This is a genomic window from Pseudomonas sp. LS_2, assembly GCF_042709235.1.
GTDB lineage: Bacteria > Pseudomonadota > Gammaproteobacteria > Pseudomonadales > Pseudomonadaceae > Aquipseudomonas.
The window spans coordinates 288,720-307,236 of record NZ_JAVAYC010000001.1; the positions used below are offsets into that span (position 1 = coordinate 288,720).

An 18,517-nucleotide genomic window follows, 5' to 3' on the forward strand; every position below is an offset into this window, starting at 1 on the left:
CATTCACCAGACTGACGACGAGAACCCATGGCCAATCCCAGCGCTAGCGCCTATAACGCAGACGCCATCGAAGTCCTCTCCGGCCTTGACCCGGTCCGCAAACGCCCGGGCATGTATACCGACACCAGCCGGCCCAACCACCTGGCCCAGGAAGTCATCGACAACAGTGTCGACGAAGCCCTGGCCGGCCACGCCCGCTCGGTACAGGTGATCCTGCATGCCGACCATTCCCTGGAAGTCTGCGACGATGGCCGCGGCATGCCGGTGGATATACACCCTGAAGAAGGGGTGTCGGGGGTCGAGCTGATCCTCACCAAGCTGCACGCCGGCGGCAAGTTCTCCAACAAGAACTACCAGTTCTCCGGCGGTTTGCACGGCGTCGGCATCTCGGTGGTCAACGCCCTGTCGAGCCAGGTGCGGGTGCGCGTCAAGCGCGACGGCAACGAATACCAGATGACCTTCGCCGATGGCTTCAAGGCCAGCGAGCTGGAAGTGATCGGTACGGTCGGCAAGCGCAACACCGGCACCAGTGTCTACTTCAGCCCCGACCCGAAGTATTTCGACTCCCCCAAGTTCTCCATCAGCCGCCTCAAGCATGTGCTCAAGGCCAAGGCCGTGCTGTGCCCGGGGCTGTCCATCAGCTTCGAGGACAAAGGCACCGGCGAGAAGGTCGAGTGGCACTACGAGGATGGCTTGCGCTCCTACCTGGTGGACTCGGTCAGCGAGTTCCAGCGCCTGCCCGACGAGCCGTTCTGCGGCAGCCTGGCCGGTAACAAGGAGGCGGTGGACTGGGCCTTGCTCTGGCTGCCGGAGGGCGGCGACAGCATCCAGGAAAGCTATGTCAACCTGATTCCCACCGCCCAGGGCGGCACCCACGTCAACGGCTTGCGCCAAGGCCTGCTGGATGCCATGCGGGAGTTCTGCGAGTTCCGCAACCTGCTGCCGCGTGGCGTCAAGCTGGCGCCGGAAGACGTGTGGGAACGCATCACCTTCGTGCTCTCGATGAAGATGCAGGAACCGCAGTTCTCCGGGCAGACCAAGGAGCGCCTGTCGTCCCGCGAGGCGGCAGCGTTCGTTTCCGGCGTGGTCAAGGACGCCTTCAGCCTGTGGCTCAACGGCCATCCCGAGCTGGGCATGCAACTGGCCGAGCTGGCGATCAGCAACGCCGGCCGGCGCCTGAAGGCGAGCAAGAAGGTCGAGCGCAAGCGTATTACCCAGGGCCCGGCGTTGCCTGGCAAGCTGGCCGATTGCGCCGGGCAGGACCCGATGCGTGCCGAGCTGTTCCTGGTCGAGGGTGACTCGGCCGGCGGCTCCGCCAAGCAAGCGCGGGACAAGGAATTCCAGGCGATCCTGCCGCTGCGCGGGAAGATCCTCAACACCTGGGAAGTGGACGGCGGCGAAGTGCTGGCCAGCCAGGAAGTGCACAACATCGCCGTGGCCGTCGGCGTCGACCCCGGCGCTACCGACCTGTCGCAACTGCGCTACGGCAAGATCTGCATCCTCGCCGACGCCGACTCCGACGGCCTGCACATCGCCACCTTGCTGTGCGCCCTGTTCGTCCAGCATTTCCGCCCTTTGGTCGAGGCCGGGCACGTGTACGTGGCCATGCCGCCCCTGTACCGCATCGACCTGGGCAAGGAAATCTACTACGCCCTGGACGAGGCCGAGCGGGACGGCATTCTCGACCGGCTGGTGGCCGAGAAGAAGCGCGGCAAGCCGCAGGTCACGCGATTCAAGGGCCTGGGCGAGATGAACCCGCCGCAACTGCGCGAAACCACCATGGACCCGAACACCCGGCGCCTGGTGCAGCTGACCCTCGACGACCTGCAAGGCACCACCGAAATCATGGACATGCTGCTGGCCAAGAAACGTGCCGGTGACCGCAAGAACTGGCTGGAAACCAAGGGCAACCTGGCCGAGGTCCTGGTTTGACGCGTCTGCTACTCGCGGCTCTGCTGGCGCTGTTCGCCCTGCCGACATTGGCGGGCGACTGGCCGCAGCTGAAGCTTGCCAGCGAGCACCCGATCGACGGCATGCGCGGCGGCAACCTGTCGGGCCTGGCCTTGTGCCGTGGCGCCCTATGGGGTGTCTCCGACCGCGACGACGATCAGGTCTACCGCTTCGACCAGCAGGCCAACACCTGGCAAGCCCAGGCGTTGGCCTTTGTTCCGCCGCCCGCGCCGGAGAGCGGCCTGCCCTGGGGCCTGAAGGTGCGCAACTGGGCGGTTTCCTTCATTCGCGGCGGTGAGCTCGACTATGAAGGCATCACCTGCGACCAGGCGGGCAACCTCTACCTGGTCAGCGAGACCCACGCCGCCGTGTTGCAAGTGCCGCTCGAGGGCGAGCCGAACTGGCTGCGCATCGACCAGACCATGGTGCGCCAGGCGCGCGCCAGCGGCATGTTGCTGCACTTCAATGCCTTGTTCGAAGGCCTGGCGATCAACCCGGCGGGCGACCGCCTGTGGCTTGCCGCCGAGCGCGAGCGCCGCGGGCTGATTGCCGTGCAACGCCAGCAGGCGGTGTGGACCTGTGGCCACAGCTGCGTGTTGCTCAGCGAGGCCGGCGTGGAAATGCAACCGCCGCAGATGCCCGGTTCGCGTGCGCTGCCACGGGACTTCGCCGACCTGGCGCTGTTCGACGGCAAGCTGTTCACCCTCGAGCGCAATGCCTTTCGCATCTGCCGCCGTGATGCCGACACTGGCGCAGTCGAGCGCTGCTGGTCGTTCGCCGCCGACGCGTTGACGGACGCACGCCGCTACGACCAGCCGTTCGGCCTGGCCGAGGCTTTGGTGATCGACAAGGACAGCGCCTGGATCGGCCTGGACAACAACAACGGCAGCCGCGGCGATGGCGAGACGCGGCCGATCGTATGGCGCTTCGCCGCGCCCGACGGCGGCTGGAGCGCCAAGCCTTGAGCCAGCAGCCACCAGGGAAGCGCGCCGGCAGGGTGCTGATGGTACTGGCCTGGGCCGCGGCGATGTTCCTTGCCACGCGCTTTTTCGGCCAGTGGGAAGACCGCCAGCAGAACCCCAACGCGGTCGTGCAATCCGAACGCGGCGACGGTTTCATCGAAGTGCGCCTGCTGGGCAATGGCCAAGGGCATTTCGTCGCCGATGGCGCGATCAATGGCAAGGTCGTGCATTTCATGCTCGACACCGGCGCCACCGACGTGGCGATTCCCGAGGTGCTGGCGCGCGACCTCGACCTGCCGCGCGGCGCACCTGTGCTGTTGAGCACTGCCAACGGCCGCACCGAGGGCTATCGCACCCGCCTGCAAAGCTTGCAACTGGGCGACATTCGCCTGGGCGACGTACGTGCCGTGGTGGTGCCTGGACTGGATGGACAGACGATCCTGCTGGGCATGAGCGCCCTGAAACAACTTGAATTTACCCAGCGCGGCGGCACCATGCTGCTGCGCCAGAACCTGAAATGACGAGGCCCGCATGAGCGACTCACTGGAACTCAGTCTCGACGGCGTAGAGCGCCGCTCCCTGGCTGACTTCACCGAACAGGCCTACCTCAACTACTCCATGTACGTGATCATGGACCGCGCCCTGCCGCATATCGGCGACGGCCTCAAGCCGGTGCAGCGACGTATCGTCTATGCCATGAGCGAGTTGGGGCTGGATGCCGACGCCAAGCACAAGAAGTCGGCGCGTACCGTCGGTGACGTGCTTGGTAAGTTCCACCCCCACGGCGATTCGGCCTGCTATGAAGCCATGGTGCTGATGGCCCAGCCGTTCAGCTATCGCTACACCCTGGTCGATGGCCAGGGCAACTGGGGTGCGCCGGACGATCCGAAGTCGTTCGCCGCCATGCGTTACACCGAGGCGCGCCTGTCACGCTATTCCGAGGTGCTGCTCAGCGAGCTGGGCCAGGGCACCGTGGACTGGGTGCCGAACTTCGATGGCACCCTGCAAGAGCCGCAGGTCCTGCCGGCGCGCCTGCCGAACATCCTGCTCAACGGCACCACCGGCATCGCCGTGGGCATGGCCACCGACGTGCCTCCACACAACTTGCGGGAAGTCGCCAGTGCCTGCGTGCACCTGCTCGATGAGCCCAAGGCGACCATCGAGGCGTTGTGCGAGCACATCAAGGGGCCGGACTACCCGACCGAAGCCGAGATCGTCACGCCGCGTGCCGAGATCCTGAAACTCTACGAGACCGGCAAGGGCTCGATCCGCATGCGCGCGGTGTACCGCGTGGAAGATGGCGACATTGTCGTGACCGCGTTGCCGCACCAGGTTTCCGGGGCCAAGGTGCTGGAGCAGATCGCCGCACAGATGCAGGCAAAGAAGCTGCCGATGGTTGCCGACCTGCGCGATGAGTCCGACCACGAGAACCCCTGCCGCATCGTCATCATCCCGCGCTCCAACCGCGTCGATGCCGATGAGCTGATGCAGCATCTGTTCGCCACCACCGACCTGGAAAGCACCTATCGGGTCAACGTCAACATCATCGGCCTGGATGGCCGCCCGCAACTGAAGAACCTGCGCACCCTGTTGCAGGAGTGGCTGCAGTTCCGGATCGGTACCGTCCGTCGCCGTTTGCAGTTCCGTCTCGACAAGGTCGAGCGTCGTCTGCACCTGTTGGAAGGTTTGCTGACCGCGTTCCTCAACCTTGATGAAGTGATCCACATCATTCGTACCGAGGACCAGCCCAAGCAGGCGCTGATCGCCCGCTTCGAACTGAGCGAGATCCAGGCCGACTACATCCTCGAGACCCGCCTGCGCCAGCTGGCGCGCCTTGAGGAGATGAAAATCCGCGGCGAGCAGGACGAGCTGCTCAAGGAGCAGAAACAACTGCTGGCCCTGCTGGGCAGCGACAGCAAGCTGCGCAAGCTGGTACGTAGCGAGCTGCTCAAGGATGCCGAGACCTATGGCGACGACCGCCGCTCGCCCATCGTCGCCCGTGCCGAGGCCAAGGCCCTGTCGGAAAACGAGCTGATGCCGACCGAGCCGGTTACCGTGGTGCTCTCGGAGAAGGGTTGGGTGCGTTGCGCCAAGGGCCACGATATCGATGCCACGGGCCTGTCGTACAAGGCCGGCGATGGTTTCAAGGCCTCGGCACCGGGGCGCTCGAACCAGTTCGCCGTGCTGATCGACTCGACCGGGCGCAGCTATTCGCTGGCTGCCCACAGCCTGCCCTCGGCCCGTGGCCAGGGCGAACCGCTGACCGGGCGCCTGACACCGCCGCCGGGCGCCACCTTCGAGTGTGTGCTGCTGCCCGATGACGACGCGCTGTACGTAGTGGCGTCCGATGCGGGCTACGGCTTCGTGGTCAAGGGTGAAGACCTGCAAGCCAAGAACAAGGCCGGCAAGGGCCTGCTCAGCCTACCCAATGGCGCCAAGGTGATGACCCCGCGCCAGGTGCTCGACCGCGAGCAGGATTGGCTGGCGGCGGTGACCACCGAAGGGCGCCTGTTGGTGTTCAAGGTCGCTGACCTGCCACAACTTGGTAAAGGTAAGGGTAATAAGATCATCGGTGTTCCTGGTGAGCGAGTGGCCAGCAGGGAAGAATTTGTTACGGATCTTGCCGTGATCGGTGAGGGATCGACGCTTGTATTGCAAGCTGGCAAGCGTACCCTGTCCCTCAAGCCCGATGACCTCGAGCACTACAAAGGCGAGCGGGGTCGTCGTGGTAGCAAATTGCCACGCGGCTTTCAGCGGGTCGACGGCATGCTCGTAGAGCGGCCTGAGTAAGCGGACCGGTGGTCTGGAACGGCATTTTCGGCGTTTTACACGGCGGAAATGCTGGAGTCCTGGGGTTATTTCGCGGATGATAGTGCCCTTGCAGGCGCGGCGTGGCCGTTTGTCTGTAGGAATATTCACATATGGGTATCACTGCGGTTGCCGGATGGCGGCCGCTTGGATGGAACGAATGAAATTTCTGCGCCTTCCATTTGCGCTGCTGATGACCGGCTTGCTGGGCTTGAGCGGGTGCAGCATGCACCAGCCAGTCGCCTTGTATCAGCTCGACAGCGGTGCTCCCGGCCAGCCTTCGCAAGCAGCGGGCATGGCGGTGGTGCTCGGCCCCGTGTCGGTGGCCGACTACCTGCAACGCGAAACCTTCCTGCAACGCCAGGCCGATGGCAGCCTGACCGCAGCGACCGACGGTCGCTGGGCCGGTAGCCTTTCGTCGGATATCGACCAGTTGCTGGTGCGCCAGCTCGCCTGGCGTCTGGATAGCCAGCGTGTCGTGCTGGCACCGGCGAGCACGGGCTTCACCCCGGATGTACAGGTACTGTTGTCGATCACTCGCCTGGATTCCGGTGTCGACCAGCCGGCAATCCTCGACGCCCAGTGGCGTGTGCTGGACCGCCGGGGCAACGTGCGCGACAACCGCATCGTCCACCTGGAGCAGCAGCACCAGGGCACCGAGGCTTCCCAGGTCCAGGCCCAGGGCCAGTTGCTGCAGAAGCTGGCCGAGCAGTTGAGCGTCGCGGTCAAGCCGCTGGCCAACCAACCGGCGATCGCCGAGCAAACCCCGAAGAAACCTGCGGCACCGACCCAGGTGAAGAAGGATCCGGAGAAGACCAGGATCCCCATGGCTTCGCCGATTCGTACCGATATGGAAGTCTATCGGTTCTGATAGATGCTCTAACACGAAAACGCCACGAAACGCCCGCAGTAATGCGGGCTTTTTCGTGGCGTTTTTTTGTGTCTGGGGCCTAGAGGTCAGGCGCGGCGTTCGTGCATCCGTGCAAGCTGGCGTTCGAGCATCGACGGGTAGGGCTCCATCAGGCGTTCGACACAGCAGGCACCTTCGGGGCTGGCGATCGGACGAATACGTGCGCGCTGGCGAATCAGTGCATCGTCGCTGACCTTGCGCTCGACCAGCAGCAGGTTGCGGCTGTGCTGGGACAGCGCCAGGGCGTCCTGGGCCTTCTCGGTCATCAGCAGGTCGACCTGGTCCAGGCCCTGCAGGTCGTCATCGCCCAGCACCAGGCCCAGTTGCAGTTGCAGGGTGATGCCGCTGTCGGCTACCTCGATCTGCAAGGCGTGGCCCAGGGCTCGCAGCAGCTCGCCACAGCAAATGGCGTTGGTCAGGTAGTCTTCGCCGCTGTCCTGGCTGTGGAACAACAGCAAGGTGCTGCCGTCGTTCAGGGTGTGCACTTCACCTTCATACAGCGATGCGGCCTGGTCCAGGCAGTCGCGGTAGCGCTCCAGCAGCTCGGTCAGGCGCGTGCGCGGCAGGCGGCGCAGTTGCTCCTGGGACCCGAGTTGCACGGCCAGCACCGCGCTGCTCTGTGGCTCGTCCGACACTGCGACGGCTGGACGCGCAGGGCTGTCGTCAACGTCGATCAGCCCGGCGAAGGCCTCATCGTCGTCTTCATCGTCGGTGACCGGTCGCGCACGCGTCACGGCCTTGGCTGCCATAGGCACCGGCGCGGGGTCGTGAAGGTCGGCGAAGTCGTCTTCGTCCTCTTCCTCGGGCTCTTCCGGGGGCGGCGGCGCCAGGCGGGCGTGGAGTTGGCGGGCCAGGTCGCCGATCTCATCCTGGCGGTCGGTGCCTGGGGTGTAGGGGTGCGGGTCGCGCAGCCACACGCGCAACTGCAGCAGCGGCGTGGAAATGAAGCGGCCCAGGCGCAGGCTCAGGGTCAAGGCCAGGGCCAGCAGAATGGCGGCGAGGATGCCCATGCTCTGCAGGCTGATCAGCATCGGCTGCTGGAATTGGTTCATGTCCAGGCTGATGCGCAACTGCCCGGCGGTCACGTCCTGGAAGGTGATCTTGGTCTGGTAGAGGCCTTCGACCTCGCCCAGCAAGCTGTTCTTCGGGCGCTGGCCGGCCTCGGCGAGGATGCGGTTGTCCACGCTGTAGATCGCCGCATGCGCCACCAGCGGGTTCTTCACCAGGTTGCCCAGCAGCACGTTGAGGCTGAGGATGTCGTTGGACACCAGCAGCTCGGTCGCCGAGGTGGCGGTCTGGGTGGTCAGGCTCTGGCCCACGGCATCGGCCTGCTCGTGCATGGCCTGCTTGAATTGCAGGCCCATCACGCAGGCGTAGATCACCAGTGCCAGGGCAACCAGGAAAATGTTGTGGCTGGCGATGCGTAATGCCAAGGGGACACGACGCTGGCGCAGGGCTCGGAAGATCATCAGGAAGAAGTTGTCGGTCTTGACAGGCGTGGGCCGGTTCACAGAGCGCGGCTCTTTATGGCGATATAGGTGGTGCGCAGTATAGCGAGCCGTGTTTTGTCGGCAAAGTATCGATGCCGCCCGATGGTCACGGAAAATCGGTAGAATGCGCATTTTTCATCGAATTGGAGCCCCGGTCTTGCGCGAAATCGTCCTGGTCAACATCACTGGCGAAGACCGTCCCGGTCTTACTGCGGCCATCACCGGCGTCCTGCTCCAGGGCGGTGTGAACATTCTCGACATCGGCCTTGCGGTGATGCACGGCACCTTGTCGTTCGGCATCCTGGTCGACATACCCGACAACGAAGTCGCCACCCAGCTACTGCAAAGCGTGCAGGCCAAGGCCCACGAGCTGAACCTGCAAGCGCGCTACACGCCGGTTTCCGAGGCCGACTACCAGCATTGGGTCGACAACCATGGCGAGGGTCGCCATATCGTGACCCTGCTCAGCCGCAAGGTCACCCCCGAGCAGTTGCAGCGGGTGAGTGCGGTCATCAGCCAGTACGGCCTGACCATCGAGCGTATCGAGCGCCTGTCGGCCCGGGTGGCCCTGCATGCACCGACCGAAAAAGGCCGCGCCTGCCTGGAAATTTCCGTACGTGGCGAGCCCAGCGACGCCCAGGCCCTGCGTGCGGACTTCTTTGCCTTGTCGGCCGAGCTGAGCATCGACATCGCCTTCCAGCAGGACGACCTGTTCCGCCGCAACCGCCGCCTTGCGGTATTCGACATGGACTCGACGCTGATCGAGGCCGAAGTGATCGACGAGCTGGCCAAGGCGGCCGGTGTTGGCGAGCAGGTGTCGGCGATCACCGAGCGGGCGATGCGTGGCGAGCTGGATTTTCGCGCCAGCTTCAAGGAGCGCATGGCTTTGCTCAAGGGCCTGGACGTGGGCGTGCTGGACGAGATCGGCGCTTCGCTGCGCCTGACCGAGGGCGCCGAGAACCTGTTCGCCGAGCTGCGCCGCCTGGGCTACAAGACCGCGATCCTCTCGGGCGGCTTCTCGTACTTCGCCAAGCAGGTGCAGGCGCGCCTGGGAATCGACTATGTCTTCGCCAACGAGCTGGAAGTGGTAGATGGCAAGGTCACCGGCGTTGCGGTGGAGCCGATCGTCGATGCCCAGCGCAAAGCGCAGCTGCTGCAAGAGCTGGCGCACAAGGAAGGCTTGCAACTGGAGCAGACCATCGCCGTCGGCGATGGCGCCAACGACTTGCCGATGCTGTCGCTGGCAGGTCTGGGCGTGGCTTTCCGTGCCAAGCCGCTGGTGCGCCAGTCGGCCAAGCAGGCCATCTCCACCCTGGGGCTCGATGGCGTGCTGTACCTGCTGGGCTGGCGCGACCGCGACGCCCGCAGCTGATGAGGGCGGTGTCCACACGCGCCTACCGGTTTACCGTCGGCCGATAGGCCTATGAAAAAGGCCCTGCCTGGGTGACCAGGCAGGGCCTTTTTCATTTTCGTGACGATCAGCCCTGTGCAGGCAGCGCCAGTTGCTCGCCCATGCGTACAGCAGAGCCTGCGCCGAGGGTCTCGGCCCACTTCACTTGCGCTGGCCCGAACAGCACGATGGCCGTTGAGCCCAGCTTGAAGCGGCCCATCTCGGCGCCTTTTTCCAGGTGGATTGGCGCACGGCTGGCTTCGTCATAGCGGAAGGTCTTCAGTTCGCGCTTCGGTGGGGTCACCAGGCCCGCCCAGACCGTCTCGATCGAGGCCACGATCATCGCGCCCACCAGTACCACGGCCATCGGCCCGCGCTCGGTATCGAACAGGCAGACCACGCGCTCGTTGCGGGCGAACAGCTCGGGCACGTTCTCTGCGGTGGTCTGGTTGACCGAGAACAGCCGCCCCGGCACGTAGACCATTTCGCGCAGGGTGCCGGCCAACGGCATGTGCACGCGGTGGTAGTCCTTGGGCGACAGGTAGATGGTGGCAAACTCACCGCCCATGAACGGCGCCGCCAGCGCCGGGTCGCCGCCCAGCAGTTCCAGGGCGCTGAAGCTGTGGCCCTTGGCCTGGAAGATTCGACCGTGCTCGATCGGACCAAGCTGGCTGACCGCGCCATCGGCCGGGCAGAGGATCGCCCCTGGGGTCTCGTCCAGCGGACGTGCACCAGGCTTCAGGGCGCGGGTGAAGAAGGCGTTGAAGTGCTCGTAGGCGGTCAGGTCTTCGACCAGCGCCTCGTCCATGTTCACCTGGTAGCGCTTGGCGAACCAGGCGGTGAAGGCGTTCTTGAGCCAGCGCGCGCGGCACTCGGCGATGCAGCCGGCCAGCCGCGACAGCAAGTGGTGCGGCAGCAGGTGCTGGCTGATGATGAACAAGCGGGATTTCATTGAGATTCCTTGAATTCAGACTTCTACCGGCGTGTCCGGGTGGTTGCCCCATTCGCCCCAGGAGCCGGCGTAGGCCTTGACGCGTGGGTAGCCCAGGGCCTTGGCCACCAGGTAGGTGAAGCCGGAGCGGTGGTGGCTCTGGCAGTGGGTGATCACTTCCTTGTCGGGGGTGATACCCAGTTGCTGGAGGATTTCTGGCATGTCCTTGCGGATACGCAGGTGGTCGTTCATGTCCATGCCGGCGGTCCACTCGAAGTTGACCGCGCCTGGAATATGCCCACCTTTGGCGGCAAGAACCTTCTCGCCGCGGTACTCACCGGGGGCGCGGGCGTCCCAGATCGCCAGGTCGCTGGCGCCCAGGCGGCTTTGCAGGTACTCGCGGGTGGCGGTAGGTTCGGCATGCAGGTGCAGGCTCACTGGGCCGCCGACGTTGTCGGGCACTTCGGTGGACAGCTTGTCGGCCGGCCAGGCCTGGATACCGCCATTGAGGTAGTGGTACTTGCCGTGGCCGATCACATCGAGCAGCCAGATGAAGCGCCCGGCCCAGCCGCCGCCTTCGTCGTCATACACCACGTAGACAGCATCGTCGCGATGGCCGAGTTCGCCGAACAGCTTTTCCAGGTCGGCACGCGCCGGCAGCAGGCCTGGCGCAGGCGGCTGGCCAAGCTGGGTGCGCTTCGGGTCGACGAAACGGGCGCCGGGGATGTGCCCGCTGACGTAGCGGTTGGCGCTGGTCAGGTCTACCAGGATCAGCGAGGGCGAGCCCAGGCGTGGCAGCAGGTCGGCGGCTTCGATCACCAGGGGCAAGCCGGAAAAATCAGTCATCCACGGTCTCCAAGGTGGAACGGAGGGGCGATTGTAGCGCAAGGCTCAGGCATTGCGGTTGGCGAAGGTGGCCAGGGCCCGCTCAATGCATTGGGCGGTCTTGCCGAAGCCCTGCACGCTGACGTCGGCCAGCGGCCTGCCGTCCTGGTCGGCAATCGCCAGCATCAATACTTGCTCGCCCACTGCCAGCGAACGCATCAGCAGGTGCTCGCCATTGAACAGCGTGCGCAGCGGCGCGGGCAACAGGGCGGCGAACTGGGCGTGGTTCTCTGGGGTCAGGCGCAGTTGCCCGGTCTTGCTGACCAGGCGCTGCAAGAGCTTGCTCTCGGCAAGCGGCAGTACCAGGGCGGCGGCTTCACGTGGCACGCCGGTGGTTTGTTGTACGCGCAGGCAGTCCTGCTGGCGGTCGACCATCAACAGCATGATACGGGTCAGGCCGCAGGCTTGCAGGGCCATGCGCGCCTGGGTTGCCAGGTGCACCGCATTGCTGAACGGGCTGGGCTGGGCCAGCAGTTCGCCGCACAGTGCCCGCCAGCGCTCCAGGTCGTGCGGCGGTGGCGGCGGCGGGGTGAGCATGTCGGGGTGCGGGCGGCGCTGGTTCCACGGCCAGATAAGCGCTTCGGCGGGGTGGAACAAGGCGTGCCGTGCGTGGTGGCGGGCGCTGGCGGCGGCCTGTTGGTGCACCTGCTGCTGCACGTCATCCAGCGAGGTTTGCAGGTACAACGCAGTGAGCAACTGCCAGCGCAGCAGGTGCGGGTTGTCCCAGCCTACCTGGGCCGACAGCGCCAAGCCGTTGGCCAGCAGCACGGTGTTGGGTGGCTGGTTGAACCAGCGGCGCAGGGCCGGTGCTTCGTCCAGCAGGTGTTGCTGGGTGAGGGCATCCTGTTCGCGGGCGATCAGCAGTACCTGGGCCAGTTGCTCGCGTTCTTCGAGCAGCAGGCGGTAGCCCTGGGTCACCCAGCCGGGCAGGCGCCAGTGCTCTGCAACAACCTGGCACAACTGCATGACGCGCACGCCGAACAGTTCGTGCTCCACCTGCGCCGCTTCTTCGCCCTTGTGGATGACCCGCAGTTCCCAGGCATCGAGCAGTTTGGGGTAGGCCAGGGCCATGGCCCAGAGCGGGGAGAGGAACAGCAGGCTGCCCCAGTGGATTTCCTGCCAGAGACGCGCCAGGCGGCTGGCGAACAGGCCGTTGGCCTGTTGCGTGGCATGCTGGCTGATCAGCAGGAACTGGCGCAGTACCGGCGGGAAATCGTCCCCGGGCATTACCGGCAGACGTCCGAGCATCTCGGCGATGCGCGTCAGGCCCAGGCGGTTGAGGGCCACTTCCAGGCTCTCGGCGGGTTGGGCCTGGCTGGCGTTGGCCGGGTGGTTGGCCTCGCGCATCACGCACAACACCAGCGACGGGCTGTCCTGCATCAGCTCGGCGATGTCGCGCAGGGAGCTGCGGCTGTCCCTGATGGCCGCCATGACGCTGTCGTAGCTTTCCTTGGGAACCGGTACGCGAACACCGTCGAGCAGCTTTACCCAGGCATCGAGGGAGGAGGGTGTCTGAGCGGGTAGCTTGGTTTCAATTGGCATTTTGACATCAGTCCAAACTGGCTTTTCGCGATTCGTGGCTATAGTCTGGCGCAGTTCTGCCGATAAGTAGAAGAAGTGTTTGACAGCTTCCGCACCCCGACCCCGACCACGACAGCAAGTGCTTTGAACCTATGGCTAAAATTATCGGCATCATCGTCGTATTCGCGAGCGTGCTCGGCGGATATGTGCTCTCCCACGGCAAGATCGCGGCACTGATCCAGCCCTACGAAGTTCTGATCATCGGCGGTGCGGCCTTCGGTGCATTCCTTCAGGCGAACCCTGGATACATGACCATGCATGTATTCAAGAAGTCCCTGAAGATGTTCGGCACCCGCTTCACGCACACCTTCTATCTGGAAGTGCTGGGCCTGATCTACGAGATCCTCAACAAGAGCCGTCGCGAAGGCATGATGGCCATCGAGGGGGATATCGAAGACCCCGCGGCCAGCCCGATCTTCGCCAAGTACCCTGCGGTGATCGGCGACGAGCGCATGACGGCGTTCGTCTGCGACTACCTGCGCATCATGTCCACCGGCAACATGGCGCCCCACGAGCTGGAAGGCCTGTTCGACATGGAACTGATGAGCCTCAAGGAAGAGCTCGAGCACCCATCCCACGCCGTGACCGCCGTGTCCGACGCCCTGCCGGGCTTCGGTATCGTGGCGGCGGTATTGGGTATCGTGATCACCATGGCCTCGCTGGGCGAGGGCGACCAGAAGTCCATCGGCCTGCACGTCGGCGCTGCACTGGTGGGTACCTTCCTCGGTATTCTTGCGGCCTACGGTTTCTTCGGCCCGCTGTCCACCTCGCTGCGCCACGATGCCAAGGAAGAGCTGAACGTCTACGAGGCGATCAAGGCCTCGCTGGTGGCGTCGGCTTCCGGCATGCCGCCATCGCTGGCCGTGGAGTTCGGGCGCAAGGTGCTGTACCCGGCGCACCGCCCCAGCTTCGCCGAACTGGAACAAGCGGTTCGCGGTCGCTAAGCCATGGAGAACAATCAGCCCATCATCGTCAAGCGCGTCAAGCGCTATGGCGACGGCCACCACGGCGGTTCCTGGAAGATCGCCTTTGCCGACTTCGCCACGGCGATGATGGCGTTCTTCCTCGTGCTGTGGCTGCTTTCCACCGCCACGCCCGAGCAGAAGATCGCCATTGCCGGCTACTTCAAGGACCCGATCGGCTTCACGGAAAGTGGCACGCCCTATGTCATCGACCTGGGCGGCTCGCCTGAGCTGGCGCCGGAAAAGACCATCAACCCGGAAGAAAAGGCCGAGCCCACCCCTGACACCAGCATCCAGCTGGACAAGGACCGGATCGAGAACATGGCCGAGCAGGTCGAGCAGGAGCGCTTGAACCTGCTGCTGCAAGAGTTGCAGAACAAGGTCGAGGAAAACCCTGAGCTGCAGAAGTTCAAGGACCAGATCCTGTTCGAGATTACCCAGGACGGCCTGCGCATCCAGATCATGGATGCCGAGAACCGACCCATGTTCGACCTGGGCAGTGCGCGCTTGAAACCCTATTTCGAAGACATCCTGCTGGCCATGGCCGACACCATCAAGGCGGTGCCGAACAAGATCAGCGTCAGTGGCCATACCGATGCCAAGCCTTACTCCGGCACCGGCGACTACGGCAACTGGGAGCTGTCGGCCAACCGCGCCAACGCCGCGCGCCGTGCGCTGGTCGCTGGTGGCTACCCGGACGGGCAGGTGGCGCGGGTAGTGGGTTATGCCTCGTCGTCGCTGTTCGACCGCGAGAACCCGCTCAACCCGGTGAACCGTCGTATCGATATCATCGTCCTGACCAAGAAGGCCCAGCGCGATATCGAAGGCGAGCAGGGCGCGCCCGAAGCACCGGCCAACCCGGCGGCGCCCGTCGATGCGCCACCCGGCGCGTCAACGGCGCCGACCGACGGTTCGCAGCCGATGCAGCCGCGTGAGCTGCGCCAGAAGCTGAACATCTTCGAAGAGGGTGTCTTGAAGATGGACGAGCCCAAGGAAAACTGAGGCCATACCCTGTAGGAGCGGGCTTGTCCGCGAACCAGGCACTGCGGTGCATGGCACCGGCCTTGCCGGTGGTCGCGGACAAGCCCGCTCCTGAAGGGATCGCACTCGTCAGTAGGTGTCTTGCGTCAGGCTCGCCACGATCGAGCGATAGCTGTGCATCCGCTGTGCCGATACCCGCCCTTCATCCAACGCCTTGAGCAGCGCACAACCCGGCTCGCGATCATGCTTGCAGTCGCGAAAACGACAGGTGCCGAGCAGGTCGCGGAACTCGACGAACCCCGCCTCCACGTCGTCGCGGCTGACATGCGCCAAGCCGAACTCGCGAATGCCCGGCGAGTCGATCAGGTCGCCGCCATTGGGGAAATGGTACAGCCGCGCCGTGGTGGTGGTGTGAGTACCCTGGCCGGACCACTCCGACAGGTCGCCGACCCGGCTTTGCGCATCGGGCAGCAGGCTGTTGACCAGCGACGACTTGCCCACCCCCGACTGCCCGACGAATACACTGATGTGCCCATCGAGGGTCTGCTGCAAGCGCTGCATGCCATCGCCATGGTGCGCTGACACTTCCAGCAGCGGGTAGCCGAGCTCGCGGTACACCGCCAGCAGCGCATTGAGCGTGGCGGCATTGGCGTCGTTGATGAGGTCGGCCTTGTTCAGCAGCAGCAGCGGGCGGATGCCTGCGTGCTCGGCGGCAACCAGATAGCGGTCGATCAGGTTGGCCTGTGGCTCTGGAGCCGGGGCAAAGACGATCACGATCAGGTCGACGTTGGCCGCCACCGGCTTGAGTTGCCCATGGTTGTTCGGGCGGCACAGCTCGGCACTGCGCGGCATCTGCGCGACGATCACGCCATTGCCCTGGTTGCCGGCACGCCACACCACGCGGTCGCCGGTCACCAGTGCCGGCAGGTTGGCGCGCAGGTGGCAGCGGAACACCTGGCCTGCGCTTTCGCCCTCCTGCGCCTCTACCTCGACGGTCACGCCGAAGTGGGCGATCACCAGGCCCAGTTGCTCGGGGCCCAGGTCGCCGCCTTCCAATTCCTGCAAGGCATGCTGCTCACGTTTGGCGGCGCGGGCGGCGCGCTCGCCCTGGATCTTTTCGATGCGCCAGTTCTGGCGGCGGTTGAGCTGGCGTTTGGCCATGAAGGTTCCGTGGTGGCGGGGCAAAAGAAAACGGCAGGCAGTTTAGCATGCTCCACTAGGCTAATATGGCGGCCTATTCGAGGAGCCCCTACATGCAGAACCCACAGAACCTGATCTGGATCGACCTAGAAATGACCGGCCTGGACCCGGACAGCGACGTCATTATCGAGATGGCCACCATCGTCACCGACAGCGAGCTGAACACCCTGGCCGAAGGCCCGGTGATCGCCATCCACCACAGCGATGAAGTACTGGCGCGCATGGACGAATGGAATACCCGCACCCACGGCGACTCGGGCCTGACCCAGCGCGTACGCGAGAGCCGCGTTAGCATGGCCGAGGCCGAGGCCCGGACCATCGCCTTCCTCGAACAGTGGGTGCCCAAGGGCAAGTCGCCGATCTGCGGCAACAGCATCTGCCAGGACCGGCGTTTCCTCTATCGCCACATGCCAGCGTTGGAACGCTACTTCCACTACCGCAACCTGGATGTCTCGACCCTGAAGGAGCTGGCCGCGCGCTGGGCGCCGCAAGTGCGTGACAGCTTCCAGAAGGGCAACACCCACCTGGCTTTGGACGACATCCGCGAATCCATCGCCGAGCTGCGTCACTACCGCGAGCACTTCATCAAGGTGTAAGTGCCGAGGGCGCCACTTCGCCCCCTTTTGGTGCGCGGCTTGAGTCTGTAGACTGCGCGCCTTTTCTCGCCTGGGCCCCGCCATGCTGTTGATGCTCTACCTGGTTGCCATTACTGCCGAAGCCATGACTGGCGCATTGTCCGCCGGTCGCCGTGGCATGGACTGGTTCGGCGTGGTGCTGATCGCCTGCGTGACTGCATTGGGTGGTGGCTCGGTGCGCGACGTGTTGCTTGGGCATTACCCGCTGACCTGGGTCAAGCACCCGGAATACCTGGTACTGACCAGCTTCGCGGCGCTGCTGACGATCTTCATCGCGCCGCTGATGCGCCACCTACGTTCGCTGTTCCTGGTGCTCGATGCACTGGGGCTGGTGGCTTTTACCCTGATCGGCTGCATGACGGCGCTAGAGATGGGGCAGGGCATGCTGGTGGCGTCGATCAGCGGGGTCATTACTGGGGTGTTTGGCGGCATCCTGCGGGATATTTTCTGCAACGACATTCCCCTGGTGTTCCGCCGCGAGCTCTACGCCAGCGTGTCCTTCGCTGCGGCCTGGTTCTACCTGGGCTGCGTGCACTTCAAAGTGCCGGCTGAACAGGCCATGCTGCTGACCTTGTTCGGCGGTTTCCTGGTGCGGTTGCTGGCGATTCGTTTCCATTGGGAAATGCCCAAGTTCCACTACAACGACCAGCAGTGAGCGCCTGTTCCGGCTGTTCGCGGGTGCTGTACTTGAGAGCGGCGCCGAACCTTTAAGGGGCGGGTTCACCCGCGCAAAGGCCGACGGTTAGCCAAGGCCGTTCGCCGCATGCTGCGCCAGCGCCCACTCGACATGCTCGCGCACCAGCGCTGAGGGGTGCTCGCGCCGCGCCCTCAGCGCCTCCAGCACCGGTATCGTCGACGGCGCGTTACCCAGCCCCACCGCCAGGTTGCGCAGCCATCGCTCGTAGCCTGCGCGCCTGAGCGGCGAGCCCTCGGTGTGGGCCAGGAAGGTCTTCTCGTCCCACAGGAACAGCGCGGCCAGCTCGGCATTGTCCAGTCCATGGCGCGGCTTGAAGTCGTTTTCGTCGGTTGTCTTGGCGAAGCGGTTCCAAGGGCAGACGATCTGGCAGTCGTCGCAGCCGAACACGCGGTTGCCGATCATCGAGCGCAATTCCACCGGAATGGCGTGCTTGAGCTCGATGGTGAGGTAGGAAATGCAGCGCCGGGCATCGAGCTGGTAGGGGCCGACGAAGGCCTGGGTCGGGCAGATGTCCAGGCAGGCCTGGCAGCGCCCGCAGTGTTCGCTGCCCTGGGCACCATCCACCGGCAGCGGCAGGTCGACGAACAGCTCGGCAAGGAAGAAATAGCTGCCCGCCTTGCGGTTGAGCAGCAGGGTGTTCTTGCCGATCCAGCCCAGGCCGGCCTGTTCGGCGAGGGCTTTTTCCAGCACCGGGGCACTGTCGACGAAGGCGCGGTAGCCGAACGGGCCGATGGCTTCCTGGATGCGGTCGGCCAGGTGCTGTACGCGCTTTCGTACCAGCTTGTGGTAGTCGCGGCCCAGGGCGTAGCGCGAAACGTAGGCTTTCTCCGGTTGTGCCAGGCGTTGCGCCATCAGCGTGTCGCCGGGCAGGTAGTCCATGCGCATGGACACCACGCGTACAGTGCCGGGGATCAGCTCGGCTGGGCGTGAACGTTTCGTGCCGTGCGCTGCCAGATACTCCATCTCACCCTGGTAGCCGGCCTCGAGCCAGCGCTGCAGGTGCTGTTCGTGCTCGCCAAGCGCGATATCGGCAATGCCCACATGGGCGAAACCGAGTTCATGGCCCCAATGCTTGATCGATTGGGCCAGCGCGGCGAGGTCGGGGGATGAGAGAGGCATGGATGGGCAAGGCAAT

At 64.7% G+C, this 18,517-nt stretch carries 16 protein-coding genes; 10 read left to right on the plus strand and 6 right to left on the minus strand.

The annotated features are described in order from the left end of the window. The first annotated feature begins 27 nt into the window (after window positions 1-27). The 5 genes from parE (at window position 28) to RAC97_RS01315 (ending at window position 6,591) form a co-directional block, all read left to right on the plus strand. Window positions 28-1,932: a DNA topoisomerase IV subunit B gene (gene parE / locus RAC97_RS01295; protein WP_375098837.1), complete on the plus strand. Its 1,905-nt coding sequence runs from the start codon at window positions 28-30 to the stop codon at window positions 1,930-1,932. After that, the gene (locus RAC97_RS01300) at window positions 1,929-2,915 is read left to right on the plus strand and encodes an esterase-like activity of phytase family protein (RefSeq protein ID WP_375098836.1); all 987 of its coding nucleotides are present in this window, start codon (window positions 1,929-1,931) and stop codon (window positions 2,913-2,915) included. Before parE ends, RAC97_RS01300 begins: the two co-directional genes overlap by 4 nt. Continuing rightward, window positions 2,912-3,433: a TIGR02281 family clan AA aspartic protease gene (locus RAC97_RS01305; protein ID WP_375098835.1), complete on the plus strand. Its 522-nt coding sequence runs from the start codon at window positions 2,912-2,914 to the stop codon at window positions 3,431-3,433. Before RAC97_RS01300 ends, RAC97_RS01305 begins: the two co-directional genes overlap by 4 nt. A gap of 10 nt (window positions 3,434-3,443) precedes the next feature. Then, window positions 3,444-5,702: a DNA topoisomerase IV subunit A gene (gene parC / locus RAC97_RS01310; protein WP_375098834.1), complete on the plus strand. Its 2,259-nt coding sequence runs from the start codon at window positions 3,444-3,446 to the stop codon at window positions 5,700-5,702. Window positions 5,703-5,880: 178 nt separating this feature from the next. After that, on the plus strand, window positions 5,881-6,591 hold the full coding sequence (locus RAC97_RS01315) for a membrane integrity-associated transporter subunit PqiC (protein WP_375098833.1): 711 nt from the start codon (window positions 5,881-5,883) through the stop codon (window positions 6,589-6,591). Between the two features lie 86 nt (window positions 6,592-6,677). On the opposite strand, the gene RAC97_RS01320 is transcribed toward RAC97_RS01315, so the two are convergent. Next, window positions 6,678-8,141: a histidine kinase gene (locus tag RAC97_RS01320; RefSeq protein WP_375098832.1), complete on the minus strand. Its 1,464-nt coding sequence runs from the start codon at window positions 8,139-8,141 to the stop codon at window positions 6,678-6,680. Between the two features lie 136 nt (window positions 8,142-8,277). Here RAC97_RS01320 and serB point away from each other — a divergent pair, with 136 nt between their 5' ends. Continuing rightward, a complete protein-coding gene (serB, locus tag RAC97_RS01325; protein ID WP_375098831.1) occupies window positions 8,278-9,492 on the plus strand; it encodes a phosphoserine phosphatase SerB in 1,215 nt (404 codons plus the stop codon). Window positions 9,493-9,598: 106 nt separating this feature from the next. Here serB and asd read toward each other — a convergent pair whose 3' ends face one another. From asd to RAC97_RS01340, 3 genes are read right to left on the minus strand one after another with little or no spacing between them, the layout of a single operon-like run. Then, the gene (gene asd / locus RAC97_RS01330; RefSeq protein WP_375098878.1) at window positions 9,599-10,468 is read right to left on the minus strand and encodes an archaetidylserine decarboxylase; all 870 of its coding nucleotides are present in this window, start codon (window positions 10,466-10,468) and stop codon (window positions 9,599-9,601) included. 9 nt (window positions 10,469-10,477) lie between these two features. Beyond that, window positions 10,478-11,287 carry a rhodanese-like domain-containing protein gene (locus RAC97_RS01335; protein ID WP_375098830.1) on the minus strand — a complete coding sequence of 270 codons (810 nt, stop codon included), beginning with the start codon at window positions 11,285-11,287 and terminating at the stop codon, window positions 10,478-10,480. A gap of 45 nt (window positions 11,288-11,332) precedes the next feature. Then, window positions 11,333-12,868, minus strand: coding sequence for an HDOD domain-containing protein (locus RAC97_RS01340; protein WP_375098829.1), 1,536 nt, complete (start codon window positions 12,866-12,868; stop codon window positions 11,333-11,335). 131 nt (window positions 12,869-12,999) lie between these two features. Between RAC97_RS01340 and motA the strand changes: the two genes are divergently transcribed. Further along, window positions 13,000-13,851 carry a flagellar motor stator protein MotA gene (motA, locus tag RAC97_RS01345; RefSeq protein WP_375098828.1) on the plus strand — a complete coding sequence of 284 codons (852 nt, stop codon included), beginning with the start codon at window positions 13,000-13,002 and terminating at the stop codon, window positions 13,849-13,851. A 3-nt stretch (window positions 13,852-13,854) separates the two neighbouring features. Then, on the plus strand, window positions 13,855-14,871 hold the full coding sequence (motB, locus tag RAC97_RS01350) for a flagellar motor protein MotB (protein ID WP_375098827.1): 1,017 nt from the start codon (window positions 13,855-13,857) through the stop codon (window positions 14,869-14,871). A 108-nt stretch (window positions 14,872-14,979) separates the two neighbouring features. On the opposite strand, the gene rsgA is transcribed toward motB, so the two are convergent. Further along, a complete protein-coding gene (rsgA, locus tag RAC97_RS01355; RefSeq protein WP_375098826.1) occupies window positions 14,980-16,011 on the minus strand; it encodes a small ribosomal subunit biogenesis GTPase RsgA in 1,032 nt (343 codons plus the stop codon). 92 nt (window positions 16,012-16,103) lie between these two features. Here rsgA and orn point away from each other — a divergent pair, with 92 nt between their 5' ends. Next, window positions 16,104-16,646: an oligoribonuclease gene (orn, locus tag RAC97_RS01360; protein WP_375098825.1), complete on the plus strand. Its 543-nt coding sequence runs from the start codon at window positions 16,104-16,106 to the stop codon at window positions 16,644-16,646. 82 nt (window positions 16,647-16,728) lie between these two features. Beyond that, window positions 16,729-17,340 carry a trimeric intracellular cation channel family protein gene (locus tag RAC97_RS01365; RefSeq protein ID WP_043211988.1) on the plus strand — a complete coding sequence of 204 codons (612 nt, stop codon included), beginning with the start codon at window positions 16,729-16,731 and terminating at the stop codon, window positions 17,338-17,340. Between the two features lie 87 nt (window positions 17,341-17,427). On the opposite strand, the gene queG is transcribed toward RAC97_RS01365, so the two are convergent. Further along, entirely contained in the window at window positions 17,428-18,501 is a 1,074-nt protein-coding gene (gene queG, locus RAC97_RS01370) for a tRNA epoxyqueuosine(34) reductase QueG (protein WP_375098824.1), read from the minus strand. Window positions 18,502-18,517 lie beyond the last annotated feature (16 nt).